13 protein-coding genes and 1 pseudogene are annotated in these 12,417 nt (G+C 65.7%); 8 read left to right on the top strand and 6 right to left on the bottom strand.

The features are described 5' to 3' along the window. Positions 1-61: 61 nt before the first annotated feature. The 3 genes from PY257_RS06655 to PY257_RS06645 all read right to left on the bottom strand — a co-directional run bounded on the left by PY257_RS06655 (position 62) and on the right by PY257_RS06645 (position 3,454). On the bottom strand, positions 62-1,408 hold the full coding sequence (locus tag PY257_RS06655; protein ID WP_275740163.1) for a type II toxin-antitoxin system HipA family toxin: 1,347 nt from the start codon (positions 1,406-1,408) through the stop codon (positions 62-64). 3 nt (positions 1,409-1,411) lie between these two features. Further along, positions 1,412-1,678: a helix-turn-helix domain-containing protein gene (locus tag PY257_RS06650; RefSeq protein ID WP_275740161.1), complete on the bottom strand. Its 267-nt coding sequence runs from the start codon at positions 1,676-1,678 to the stop codon at positions 1,412-1,414. Between the two features lie 714 nt (positions 1,679-2,392). After that, positions 2,393-3,454, bottom strand: coding sequence for an IS630 family transposase (locus PY257_RS06645; protein ID WP_275740223.1), 1,062 nt, complete (start codon positions 3,452-3,454; stop codon positions 2,393-2,395). Between the two features lie 264 nt (positions 3,455-3,718). Here PY257_RS06645 and PY257_RS06640 point away from each other — a divergent pair. From PY257_RS06640 to PY257_RS06630, 3 genes and pseudogenes are all read left to right on the top strand, one after another. Then, positions 3,719-3,970, top strand: a pseudogene (locus PY257_RS06640) (MFS transporter); the annotation flags it as partial. Positions 3,971-4,041: 71 nt separating this feature from the next. Then, positions 4,042-5,475, top strand: coding sequence for an MFS transporter (locus PY257_RS06635; protein ID WP_275740159.1), 1,434 nt, complete (start codon positions 4,042-4,044; stop codon positions 5,473-5,475). A 144-nt stretch (positions 5,476-5,619) separates the two neighbouring features. Beyond that, a complete protein-coding gene (locus PY257_RS06630; RefSeq protein WP_275740225.1) occupies positions 5,620-5,865 on the top strand; it encodes a hypothetical protein in 246 nt (81 codons plus the stop codon). Between the two features lie 141 nt (positions 5,866-6,006). Here PY257_RS06630 and PY257_RS06625 read toward each other — a convergent pair whose 3' ends face one another. The 3 genes from PY257_RS06625 to thiD are packed head-to-tail and all read right to left on the bottom strand — an operon-like array spanning position 6,007 to position 8,388. Continuing rightward, the gene (locus PY257_RS06625) at positions 6,007-6,150 is read right to left on the bottom strand and encodes a hypothetical protein (RefSeq protein ID WP_275740157.1); all 144 of its coding nucleotides are present in this window, start codon (positions 6,148-6,150) and stop codon (positions 6,007-6,009) included. An 11-nt stretch (positions 6,151-6,161) separates the two neighbouring features. Next, on the bottom strand, positions 6,162-7,457 hold the full coding sequence (gene hemL, locus PY257_RS06620) for a glutamate-1-semialdehyde 2,1-aminomutase (RefSeq protein ID WP_275740155.1): 1,296 nt from the start codon (positions 7,455-7,457) through the stop codon (positions 6,162-6,164). Next, positions 7,441-8,388 (bottom strand): bifunctional hydroxymethylpyrimidine kinase/phosphomethylpyrimidine kinase, encoded by a 948-nt coding sequence (gene thiD / locus PY257_RS06615; protein ID WP_275740153.1) that lies wholly within the window; start codon positions 8,386-8,388, stop codon positions 7,441-7,443. The genes hemL and thiD overlap by 17 nt, the downstream gene beginning before the upstream one ends. Positions 8,389-8,506: 118 nt before the next feature. Between thiD and PY257_RS06610 the strand changes: the two genes are divergently transcribed. From PY257_RS06610 to PY257_RS06590, 5 genes are all read left to right on the top strand, one after another. Next, positions 8,507-8,680: a rubredoxin gene (locus tag PY257_RS06610; protein ID WP_275740150.1), complete on the top strand. Its 174-nt coding sequence runs from the start codon at positions 8,507-8,509 to the stop codon at positions 8,678-8,680. Positions 8,681-8,745: 65 nt separating this feature from the next. Continuing rightward, positions 8,746-9,141 (top strand): response regulator, encoded by a 396-nt coding sequence (locus tag PY257_RS06605; protein ID WP_275740148.1) that lies wholly within the window; start codon positions 8,746-8,748, stop codon positions 9,139-9,141. Continuing rightward, positions 9,141-9,506 carry a response regulator gene (locus PY257_RS06600; protein WP_275740147.1) on the top strand — a complete coding sequence of 122 codons (366 nt, stop codon included), beginning with the start codon at positions 9,141-9,143 and terminating at the stop codon, positions 9,504-9,506. Before PY257_RS06605 ends, PY257_RS06600 begins: the two co-directional genes overlap by 1 nt. 16 nt (positions 9,507-9,522) lie before the next feature. Beyond that, a complete protein-coding gene (locus tag PY257_RS06595; protein WP_275740146.1) occupies positions 9,523-10,059 on the top strand; it encodes a chemotaxis protein CheW in 537 nt (178 codons plus the stop codon). A 27-nt stretch (positions 10,060-10,086) separates the two neighbouring features. After that, on the top strand, positions 10,087-12,396 hold the full coding sequence (locus PY257_RS06590) for a methyl-accepting chemotaxis protein (RefSeq protein ID WP_275740144.1): 2,310 nt from the start codon (positions 10,087-10,089) through the stop codon (positions 12,394-12,396). The last annotated feature ends 21 nt before the right edge of the window (positions 12,397-12,417 follow it).

The raw sequence follows: 12,417 nt of genomic DNA, 5'->3' as shown, positions 1-12,417 counted from the left end.
TGCAACGCCGCCATGCGTCAAAAGGCGCGGTTTTATGTGCTGCTTAGCGTTGAACACTGCACTAGGTTGGCGGTTGTCCCGCGAGGCGCTTGACCTGTTTACGCACGCCCTCAAAGATGGCCACAGCCACATCTTGCGGAAAACCCGGAGGCAACTGCCGGGTGACCGCCTCGATGGCCGGTTCAACCCGGGCAAGCAGTTCGCTGATGATGTCCTCTGCGTTCTCGCCCCAGCCACACTTGGCAGCCGTTGCGTTGAAGTGACGTCGCATGATGGTCGCCAAATCGTAGTGGCGGTTCTTACCGCTCAATGCCATGGCCAGTTTGGCATTTCTCCACGCCAGTTGATTCTTCCCATTACCTATGAAGGGCCACGCGGAGAGCACGTCGTACATCGGCGTGAGCGCATAACTGCCACCCGCGAAAAGGCGGATGCTGAAGTTCTTGGCATGACCGTCGGTGGCGGCCAGCAACCAAAAGGCCACTTGACTTGACAGCAATGATTTCAAGTCGGCGCGCGCGTTTTGGGAGCCATTGAGCACCTGGGCAAGCTGCTCAATTCCTGGACCACCGTCGGCTTCGTACTTTTTGGCGGGGGTCACGCCCAGCGCCTGACAGAAGTCTTCTTGGGGTAGACGGAGCAACCATGTGCCGGATGGATGCATCCTGCGGTCGAATCGCTCCACTGCCAGTACCGGTGGGTGGTCAGCAAAAGTGACGATGTCCGCGTTGGCTACCTCGAACCCCAACGCGCCCATGAGCTTCAAGCACAACCACTCGTTGTAGACCGATGTGCGCATATCAGCTTGCATGTTGCCGACCAGGCCCAGGGGCAGCTTGAGGATGTGCGTGGTGGGTGTGGCACCGAGCGGCTTCAACCATTTGCCCCCATGACGCAGCAAAGCAGTCTTCTCCTGCGCGCCAGCAATTGAAATGCGGAAGTCCTGCTCCTTACCTTGATGACCGAACTGGCCTGTCCTGACGGTGTTGCGCAGAAGGGTAGCCACGGCCTCCTCGTCAAGGACTTCTCCGTCTATGCGGTTGAAGCCCGTTGGCTGTTCGTCAAGTGGCAGCAATTGAACGGCACCCACACAGTCCCTGCCAATGGCGGCCAGGAGGTCGAAGGTGTCCTCTGAGCCAGCGGCATAGCGTTGTGCCAGGCGCTTGCGGATGACACCGCGGTCTGGCAGCAGGTTGTCAAAGAAGTGCTCGACTCGGTCTCCACGAATCGGTTCGTTGCCTACAAGTGGCAGGGGCAACGACAATGACAACGGCCGGGCGGAACGAGATGCCAGCCAGCTATCTTCGTAGCGTAACTCCATCGGCCGGCGGGTGGCTGGAGTCCAGCGGCCCACCAGTTCGCCATTAGCCCAGATGGCCAGCGGTTGGGAGCTTCCACGGCGCCCCATGACTTACCAGTCCGCCTGCTGGGAATTGGTAGCCTGCTGCTCTTCGTCGCGTGGCTGAATACTCAGCTGCAGTCCCAGCTGGTTACAGATGTCCAGGAGTTGGTCCACACTCAATGAGCCTGGCGCGAGCTCCAGCTCAGACACACGCTTTTGGCTCAGACCCATTCGTGCCCCGAGTTGCGCCTGCGTGAGCTTACGGCTCTTGCGTGTGCCTTGCAGTAGGGCCCCCAGTTGAGGGGCGGTGGCAATGGGCTGGATTCTGTTGGACATGACTTACCGCTATTAGAAGTAAAAGTATATTACCGTAATAACCGGTTAATCGCAAATAGTTGCTTATCCGGTATTTGCGCCGGGGCCCTGCGCAGCCTCTTGCTCCAAGAGGAAGGTCGAACGAGAGCATGGCCGTGTCTCGTCGGCGAGCCCGAGATTCAAGGCCATTCAACCTGGAAACAGCAGTTGACCGCTGTGTATCCCTTGCCAGGCCGCATGAAATCGAGCGTTGACGGCTTCGATGGCGTTCACCTCGTGGGGGTGAGAGCGCTATGCACCTGCCAGCACCGCGCTCGGGGCGCCATGCGGCGTTGCTCCTCCTTGCGGGCAGTAGTAGCCCGCCGCGTCGTCGCGTCTTGCCTGGCACCCCGATCACGGCACTGGCAGGCGCATCCAATTGCCGTTTCCAGGTTCAAAAACTGCGCACTGAGGCACGATGGTCATGTCGTCATTGCAAGGTGGCAAATCAAAGACTTACAAGGAATCCCATCCTCTCCGCCAGAACTGTTTTGATAAGTTGTTGATTTTTAAGGGAAATGCTGGAATTTTACCGGCCGCCAATCAGCAAGCCAATATCAAAACAACTATCAAAAGCCGTGATGCTGGATGCGCCACGGCTTTTGTCTTTCCGGGCCCTCACAGGCCCGCTTGCCCGCAAACCGCAGCCACCATTCCTGTGCGGGCGGCAAAGTCACACGGCACTAGTGTTTAATTTCATAAATCAACGATAGTGTTTCTAAGCTGGGTTCCCCGAACCTCGCGCTTGCGCCACACGAAGGGGGTGGCCTTGTCGTTGTATGCAGCGGTGAAGTCATGGATGGCCTGAGTGAGTTGTTCGACGCTTGAGAAGCTTGCATTGTTCAGCGTCTTGCGCTGGAAGATGCCGAACCAGATCTCGACCTGATTGAGCCAGCTCGCGCTGGTGGGCGTGAAGTGAAAGGTGACGTTCGGATGCGCAGCGAGCCAGTCGTCGTTCTTCTTGTGGGTGTTCAGGTTGTCCAGGATGACGTGGATCTGCCGGTCAGCCGGCTGCTCGGCAACCACCTCGTCCATGAAGGCCTGGAAATCCGCTCGTTTCTTGGTCTGCGTCGTCTTGCCGCGAATGACGCCGGTGGCGACCTCCAGCGCAGCGAACAGGTTGACCGTGCCATGGCGCTTGTAGGTGCTCTTCAATCCTTGGACGATCTTGCCGCTGCTGGTCTGCACATAGCCCCGAGTACGCTCGAGCGCCTGAATCGAGGGCTTCTCGTCGACGCTGAGCACCAAGGCGTTGTGCGGCGGGTTCAGGTACAGCCCGATCACGTCGGCGGCCTTGGCGGCGAACTCGGGGTCGGTGCTGACGCACCAGGTGCGGTGGCGCCGCAACTGGATACCTTCCTTGCGCAGCGCGCGCCACACGGCATCGTCGGACACGCCCAGCGCCTGCGCCAACGAGCCGCCATCCCAGCTCGCCAGGCCCGCTGGCGGCGGCAACTCAAGCTGCGCCAGGATTCGGTCGCGCAACGCGGCGCCGTACTTGGCTGGCTTGCCGGGCCGGGGTTGATCGCGAAGTCCCGCCAGGCCGTGTTCAGCAAAACGTCGGCGCCACTGGCCAACCGTGTTCGGCCGCACCCCGATCTCGCGGGCAACCTGGTCGTTGCGCTTGCCGCGAAGGCAAGCCAGAACAATGCGCGCCCGCTCGGCCAGGCGCACTTCGCCGCTTCGGCTGCGCGCCAGCCTCTCGAGCTCGCCCATGACTTCTGCTGTACACGACAACGCGACTGCAACCCGTGGCATGACACCCCCCCGCAAAGCAAAGCAGGCATCATAATACTGTCGTTTGTTATTGCAATCAATAACTAGAACCACCGGCATGCCCACACCACCTCGTTTTTCCATGACTTATGCAAAACAGGCCCGGGCAGTCTCTCACTCCATCAGTCACGCCTGTGCAGAGAGTCGCCGCCTTCGCGACAATGGAGGGCTTCGCGGGGCCTGCGCACGGGCCTCGCTCCGTGTGTCATCCTCCCCAAGCGCCTCATGACCTTCCCCATCCTCCGCATGGCCCTGCTGCTGGGCCTGCTCTCGGCCATCGGCCCGTTCGCCATCGAGATGTACCTGCCCGCGCTGCCGGCCATCGGGCGCAGCCTGGGGGGTCGATCCGGGCGCGGTTCGGATGAGCCTCATGGTCTTCTTCGTGTCGTTTGGCCTCGGGCGGCTCTTCTGCGGTCCGGCCTCCGACATGGGGGCCGCAAGCCGCTGCTCTATGCGGGGCTGGCGCTGTTCGCGCGCGGCCGCGTGGGCTGCGCGCTGGGCGTCTGGCGGCTGACCTGGCTCACGCTGGGGCGCCGCCGCCCGGCCTGCGTGGGTGCGGAATGCACGCCATGAGGCGCACGGAAGAGGGCAGAGCACCCGGCGGCGGGGCGGCGCCGCTGCACGACGGGCTGGAGCAGCCGCAGCGCAACCGCGCGGTCATGGTGATCATGCTGGGCATCGCCATGGCGGTGCTGGATGGCACCATCGTCAACCTGGCGCTGCCGGCCATCGGCGAGGAGCTGCAGGCCTCGCCCGCGGGCGCGATCTGGGTCGTCAACGCCTACCAGCTCGCGGTACTGGGCTTGCTGCTGCCGCTGGCCACGCTGGGCGATCTGGTGGGCTACCGGCGCGTGTACCTGTGGGGCACGGCGCTGTTCACGCTGGCTTCGCTGGGCTGCGCGCTCGCGGGCTCGCTGCCGCTGCTGGTGGCCATGCGCGTGCTACAGGGGCTGGGCGCGGCGGGGCTCATGAGCGTGAACACGGCCATCGTGCGGCTGGTCTTCCCCAGGCGCCTGCTCGGGCGCGGCATCGCGCTCAACTCGATGGTCGTGGCCACCTCGTCGGTGGCCGGGCCCACGCTGGCGGCGGTCATCCTGGCGGCGGCCTCGTGGCCGTGGCTGTTCGCCATCAATGTGCCGCTGGGCCTGTTCGTGCTGTGGCTGGGCCGCCGCGCCCTGCCGGCCAACCCGTGGCGCGCGCCGGGCGGGGTGCGCATCGTTGGGCTGGACGTGGTGCTCAACGCGCTGATGTTCGGGCTGGTGTTCCTGGGCGTGGACAGCCTGGGCACGCGCGCCGATCTGGCCGGCGCGCCGCGTGGGCCGCTGTGGGTGCCGCTGGCGGAGATCGCCGCGGGCCTGCTGGTAGGCGTGGCGTACGTGCGGCGGCAACTGCGCCAGAGCCCGCCGCTGTTCCCGCTCGACCTGCTGCGCATCCCGGTGTTCGCGCTGTCGATGTGTACCTCGGTCGGCGCGTTCTGCGCGCAGATGCTGGCCTACATCGCGCTGCCGTTCCTGCTGCTGGGCGGGCTGGGGCGCTCGCACCTGGAGGCGGGTCTGCTCATCACGGCCTGGCCGCTGGCCATCGTGGCGGTGGCGCCGCTGGCCGGGCGGCTCATCGGCCGCTACCCGGGCGGGCTGCTCGGCGGCGCGGGGCTGGCGCTGCTGGCCAGCGGACTGGCGCTGCTGGCGGCGCTGCCGGCCCAGCCCAGCGATGCCGATATCGCATGGCGCATGGCGCTGTGCGGCATCGGCTTCGGGCTGTTCCAGTCGCCCAACAACCACATCATCGTGACCTCCGCGCCCGCGCACCGCAGCGGCGGCGCCAGCGGCATGCTGGGCACGGCGCGGCTCACGGGGCAGACGCTGGGCGCGGTGCTCGTGGCCATCATCTTCAGCGTCTGGCCGCCCACGGACGGGCACGGGCCGTTCGTGGCGCTGGGGCTGGCGGCGGCCTGCGCCGCCGCGGCGGCGGTATCCAGCAGCCTGCGCCAGCGCGAAGTTTGAGGCGGCACCGAGGAGCCCCGCGTGCCGGTGCGCGCCCAAGCCGTGGTCCGCCGCAGAAGCGGGTACAACTTCTTGCCTGAGTTTCCCGCCATGGCGTGCCCCCGGACGGTTTGCCGCGCCGGCATTGCTGCTGTACGCCGCGCTGTGCCTGGGGCCGGCGCGGTCCATGCCCAGGGCGTGTGGATCGAGGGCTTGACGCGGCCCGAGCTGCGCGACGCCGTGGCCGCGGGCAGCCACCACCGCGCTCATCCCCATCGGCACTTCGACGCCGTGGCCTATGTGTTCGACACCGCCACCGGCGCGGTGGCCAGGATCGCCGTGGGCGCCGGGCCGCACGGGCTGGCGGTATGGCCGCAGCCGGGTCGTATCCGCTCGGGCACACGGGCGTGATGCGGTAGGCGTCAAACACATACTCCCTGGGAGTATGTTACTACTCCGCAGGAAAAATCTGCGCTGCAGGCTTGATGGTGGGGGAGTATGTATGCGCGCTGGGCGCATGCATGCCGTGCCGGGGTGCAGTGTTCTTCCACATCAGGCAGCACATAAAACCGCGCCTTTTGCCGCATGGCGGCGTTGCAAATCCTCGCGATAGCGACGGCTATCGCTGTGATCGCTGTGGTTTGCGCCTTGCCCAGCGCCGAAACGCATCCCTTTTTTATTGGTGCCGCCAAGCATCGAGCACTGCACTAGCGGCCGATCAGCCGGAACGCTTCGCGCGCCGCCTGCACGGTGGCGCCGATGTCGTCCTCGCTGTGCGCGGCGCTCACGAAGCCGGCTTCGTAGAGCGCCGGGGCGATGTACACGCCGCGCTCCAGCAGGCCGTGGAACAGCGTGTTGAATGCGGCGCCGTTGCTTTGCATCACCGCCGGGTAGTTCTGCGGCAGCGCATCGAGGAGGAAGAAGCCGAACATGCCGCCCTCGCTGTCGGCGGCGAAGGGCACGCCGGCCTCGCGCGCGGCGCTGTGCAGGCCATCGACCAGGGCGCGCGTGCGCGCGGCCAGCGCCGTGAAGAAGCCGGGCTTGCGGATCTCGCGCAGCGTCGCCAGCCCGCAGGCCGTGGCCACCGGGTTGCCCGAGAGCGTGCCGGCCTGGTACACCGGGCCCAGGGGGGCGAGCTGCTCCATCACGTCGCGCCGCCCGCCGAAGGCCGCCAGCGGCATGCCGCCGCCGATCACCTTGCCGAGCACGGTGATGTCGGGTTTCACGTTCAGCAGGCCCTGGGCGCACTGCAGCCCGACGCGAAAGCCCGTCATCACCTCGTCTGCGATGAACAGCGCGCCGTGGCGCGTGCAGAGTTCGCGGCAGCGGTCGATGAAGGGCTGGCTCGCGCGCACGAAGTTCATGTTGCCGGCGATGGGCTCGATGATCAGGCCGGCGATGTCGGCGCCGTGCAGCGCGAAGGCCTCGTCGAGCTGCGCGAGGTTGTTGTATTCGAGCACCAGCGTATGCCGCACCACCTCGGGCGGCACGCCGGCGGACGTGGGGTTGCCGAAGGTCGCCAGGCCCGAGCCGGCCTTGACCAGCAGGGCGTCGGCGTGGCCGTGGTAGCAGCCCTCGAACTTGATGATCCTGCTGCGGCCCGTGGCACCGCGCGCCAGACGGATGGCGCTCATGCCGGCCTCGGTGCCGGAGCTGACCAGGCGCACCATGTCGATGGAGGGCAGCAGGTCGGCGATTTCCTCGGCCAGCTCGACCTCGCGCTCGGTCGGCGCGCCGAACGAGAAGCCGTCGACGGCGGCTTTCTGCACCGCGTCCAGCACTGCGGGATGGCCGTGGCCCAGGATCATCGGGCCCCAGGAGCCGATGTAGTCGATGAAGCGCTGGCCGTTGGCGTCCCAGAAGTAGGCGCCGTGCGCGCGCTGCACGAAGCGCGGCGTGCCGCCCACGGCGCGGAAGGCGCGCACGGGCGAGTTGACGCCGCCGGGTATGCGGGCCTTGGCGCGCTCGAAGAGGGGGATGTTCAGGTCAGTGCTTGGTGTCATGGGAAGGCATCACGAAGCCCTCGATGACAGAGGCGTCGTCGGGGGGCTGGTCGTTGCTGGGGCGTGCATCCTCGTCGGGCTGGGCCCAGAACATGCGGTCGGGCACGGCGCTGCCCATGCCGGGGCGAAAGCCTCCGGCCAGGCAGCGGTCGAGGTAGGCGAGCGCCTCGCCCACCGCTTCGCCCAGGTCGTCGCCGCTGGCCAGCAGCGCCGCCAGCGTGGCCGACAGCGTGTCGCCGGCGCCGGAGAACACCGCGTCGAACAGCTCGAACTTGACCGTCGCCAGCACGGCCTGGGGCGAGGCGAGGACGTTCTCGACGAACTGCTCGGGCAGCGGAATGCCGGTGACCAGCGTGTAGGGCACGCCCATCTCGGCGGCGGCGCGGGCGATGTCGCGCGCCGTGGGGCTGCGCTGGCTGCTCCAGTCGGGAAGCAGCCAGCGCCACAGCGTGCTGTGGTTGCCGACCAACACCGTCGTCTGCGGCAGCATGAGTTCGCGGAAGGCGTCGAGGTACTGCTCGATCTGGTCTTCCTGCCACCAGGACAGGTCGGGCATGTAGCTGACCACGGGCACGTCGGCGTAGTCGGCCGTGATCTCGGCGATCACGCTGACGTTCTCCGCGCTGCCCACGAAGCCGACCTTGAATATCTGCACGGAGATGTCTTCCAGCACCGTGCGCGCCTGCTCGGTCACGGCGTCTTCGTCGAAGCTGAAGTGGTCGAAGATCCGCGTGGTGTCGCGCGCGTATGCGCCGGTCACCACGGGCGTCGCATGGCCACCGACCGACGCGATGGCGCTGATGTCCGCCGCGGTGCCGCCGGCGCCGCTCGGGTCGTTGGCGTTGAACACGACGACGCAGAAGGAGCCTTCCGTTTCGCCGTCGTCTTCAGCGGGAATGTCGAAAGAAGGAAAGGGGGGGGATGCAGCCATGGGCCTTGCATGATAGGCCGTGCGGCAGGGAGTGGCCCGGAGTCAGGCACAGGTTGTGCGCTTGCACGGGTATGGACTCGATACAATCGTTGCATTCTATTCGAAGGCCCCTTAAGCTGTGACGGACGCAAAAACTTGGATGTGCTTGATCTGCGGGTGGATTTATGACGAAGCTGCCGGCGACCCCGACCACGGTGTCGCACCTGGAACACGATGGGAGGACGTGCCGATGAACTGGACCTGTCCGGAATGCGGCGCCCGCAAGGAAGATTTCGAGATGGTCCAGATCTGAGAGCTGCGGCCCCTGCCCGCAGTGCGCCATATACGCTACACAACAGCTACCGGGAGCGGTGTCAATTGGGTACAAGTTACAAGGTCCTCGTCGTGGACGACAGCAACACGATCCGGCGCAGCGCCGAGATCTTCCTCAAGCAAGGCGGCCATGAAGTGCTGCTGGCCGACGATGGCTTCGACGCGCTCGCCAAGGTCAACGACTACCAGCCCGAGCTGATTTTCTGTGACATCCTCATGCCCAAGCTCGACGGCTACCAGACTTGCGCCATCATCAAGCGCAACGCGCGCTTCTCTGCCACGCCGGTCGTGATGCTGTCATCGAAAGACGGTGTATTCGACAAGGCCCGCGGGCGCATGGTCGGCTGTCAGGATTACCTCACCAAACCATTCACCAAGGACCAACTGCTGCAGGCCGTGCAGCAGTTCGGCGCCCACCACACTAGCCAAGGAGCGATGTAATGCCCATCCAAAAGGTATTGATCGTCGACGATTCGAAGACCGAACTGATGTTCCTCACCGACCTGCTGCAAAAGAACGGCATGCAGGTGCGTACCGCCGAAAACGCCGAAGACGCGTTCAAGCGCCTGGCCGAGGAAAAGCCGGACCTGATCCTGATGGACGTGGTGATGCCAGGCCAGAACGGCTTCCAGCTCACGCGCGCCATTTCGCGCGACCCGCTGTACGCCGACGTGCCCATCATCATGTGCACGAGCAAGAACCAGGAAACCGACCGTGTCTGGGGCATGCGCCAGGGGGCACGCGCGTACATCACCAAACCGGTGGACGCGGCGGAACTCAAGGCCACCATCAACGCGCTGAGCTGAAAGCCGCCCACCATCCATGGCCAATCGTGAAGCCCTTCGAGAACTGCAGGCCCGGCTTGCCAGCCGTTTGCAGACTGCCAGGGACGAGGGCGTGGCCGTCTCCTGGCTGGCTGTGGAGGCCGGCGGCCATCCGTATCTTCTGCCGCTGGGCCAGGCCGGCGAAATTTTTCCGTGGACGCATGTCCAGGCCGTGCCGTATACCAGCCAGTGGTTCATGGGCGTGGCCAACCTGCGCGGCGGTCTCTACGGCATCGTCGACCTCGCGGGGCTGATCGCCCACGGCGGCGCGGCGCCCGCCCCACGCTCCGAGCTTGCCCTCGCCGACGCCAGCCTGCTGGTATTCAATGCCGCTCTGGACATCAATGCCGCGCTGCTGATCGACCGACTGGTGGGGCTGCGCAGCGCGGATGCGTTCACTGCCTCGCAAGCCCCCGCGGCTGGCGCTCCGGCATATTTCGGGGCGGTCTACACCGCTTCGGATGGCGCGCGTTGGCAAGAGATCAGCCTGCAAAAACTCGCCCAAGACCCCGTGTTCCTGAGCATCAGTGCTTGAAGTCCATCTTTTAAGGCAGCGCCAACCATGTCCGTCGCAGACTATCTCGGAAAACTATTTGCCCGCAAACGCGCTGAAGCGTCCGACGCATATCCCGGCGTAATCGACGTGAGCGTCGAATCCGGCGAGCCGCAGGATCCGCTTTCCACCGCCGCGATGGAAAGCACGCAGACGCGCGAGGCGCTGCAGGCCGAAGCGCTCAACAGCGTCCAGGGCTTTCCGGAAAGCCGCCTTTCCGACGCTGCCGATGAGGGGGGGGCGCAGCAGGTCGACGTGATCACACTCCCGGTGCTCGGACGGGGCACGGTGGCGCGCCACCAGCGCGTGCTGCTGACCCTGCTCGGGATCGGCCTCGTCGTGCTTGCCATCGTCGCCGTGTGGGTGCTGCAGCAATCGAACAAGGTGGCGCAGCAACTGACCGCCACGGGCCAGGCGCTGATGCAGTCGCAGCGGCTTGCCAAGTCGGTCTCGCAGGCGTTGCTCGGCAGCCCCGATGCCTTCCCTGACGTGCGCGACAGTGCCGACGTGCTCAACCGCACCGTGCATGCGCTCAACAGCGGCGATGCCCAGATGGGGGTGGATGCGCTGGGCGAGGGGTACCGGGGTGATCTGTCCAATGTCACGCCGCTGGTCGAGCGCGCGGCGCGCAATGCAGGCATCGTGATGGGCCAGCAGAAGATCCTGACGCAGGTGGGCGATGCCTTGCGCACCATCAACCGGCAGTCTTCCGACCTGCTGGAGATCGCCGAGACCATCTCCTCGCTCAAGCTGCAGCAGAATGCGCCAGCCAACGAACTCTCCGCCGCGGGGCAACTGGTGATGCTGACGCAGCGCATCGGCAAGTCGGCCAACGAATTTCAGACGGCCGAGGGCGTGAGCCCCGAGGCCGTGTTCCTGCTTGGCAAGGACTTGAACTCCTTCAAGGAAATCAGCCAGGGCTTGCTGGACGGCAGCACCGAGCTGCGCCTGAGCGCATCGCGCGACCCGCAGACGCGCGAGCAGATCGATGCGCTAATCCAGCTCTACGAGCAAACGCGCAACCAGGCCAGCGCCATTCTGGGCAACCTGCAGGGGCTGGTGTCGGCGCGCGAGGCGCAGGCGTCTATCCTGGCCGACAGCGAGCCGCTGCGCCGGGGCCTGGAAGACCTGCAGGGCCGGCTGTCGTCGCAGTCCGGTCTGGACTCGGTTTCGGTCCTGGCGCTGGTGGTGCCCGCGCTGCTCGTGCTGCTGTGCGGTATCGGGGTTTCGCGCGTCCAGCTTCTCGATAGCCGCAACCGCCAGAGCGCGGCCGAAGTGCAGCAGCAGGAAGCCCAGCGGCAGGAGCAGGAGGCCAAGCGTGTCAACGACGCCAACCAGGCGGCCATTCTGCGCCTCATGAACGAACTGCAGGCAGTGGCTGAAGGCGATCTGACGCAGGAAGCCACCGTGACCGAGGACATCACCGGCGCCATCGCCGACTCGGTGAACTACACGGTGGAAGAACTGCGCATGCTCGTGGGCAGCGTGCAGAACACGGCGACCCAGGTGGCGCAGACGACGAGCCAGGTGGACAGTACCTCCACCGAACTGCTGGCGGCATCCACCGAGCAATTGCGCGAGATCCGCGAAACCGGGCGTTCGGTGCTCGACATGGCATCGCGCATCAACGCGGTCTCCTCGCAGGCGCAGGAATCCGCTTCGGTGGCGCGCCAGTCACTCCAGGCGGCAGAGTCGGGGCTGCAGGCGGTGCAGAACGCCATCGGCGGCATGAACTCCATCCGCGACCAGATCCAGGACACCTCCAAGCGCATCAAGCGACTGGGCGAGTCGTCGCAGGAGATCGGTGAAATCACCGAGCTGATTTCCGACATTACCGAGCAGACGAACGTGCTGGCGCTCAACGCCGCCATCCAGGCTGCGTCCGCGGGCGAAGCGGGGCGCGGGTTCTCGGTGGTGGCCGAAGAAGTGCAGCGCTTGGCGGAGCGCTCCGCCGACGCCACGCGCCAGATCTCGGCACTGGTGAAGGCCATTCAGACCGATACGCAGGATGCGGTGGCCGCCATGGAGCGCTCCACGCAGGGCGTGGTCGAAGGGGCGCGCCTGTCCGACAGCGCCGGCACCGCGCTGACCGAGATCGACAGCGTGTCGCGCCGGCTGGCCGAGCTGATTCAGCAGATTTCGAATTCCGCCTCGCGCGAAGCCTCGCTCGCCAACGGCGTGGCCGACAACATCCAGCACATCTTCGCCGTGACGGAGCAGACCGGAGAAGGTACCCGCGCCACGGCCCAGCAGGTGCGCGAACTCTCGCGCATGGCCGAAGAATTGCGCCAGTCGGTGGCGCGGTTCAAGATCGGCTGACCCGTCCGCGCCGCCATCTTT

The organism is Curvibacter soli (genome assembly GCF_029211125.1).
Lineage (GTDB): Bacteria > Pseudomonadota > Gammaproteobacteria > Burkholderiales > Burkholderiaceae_C > Curvibacter_A > Curvibacter_A soli.
The sequence above is the reverse complement of the archived record's forward strand: the minus strand, read 5'-3'. Positions and strand labels throughout refer to the sequence as shown.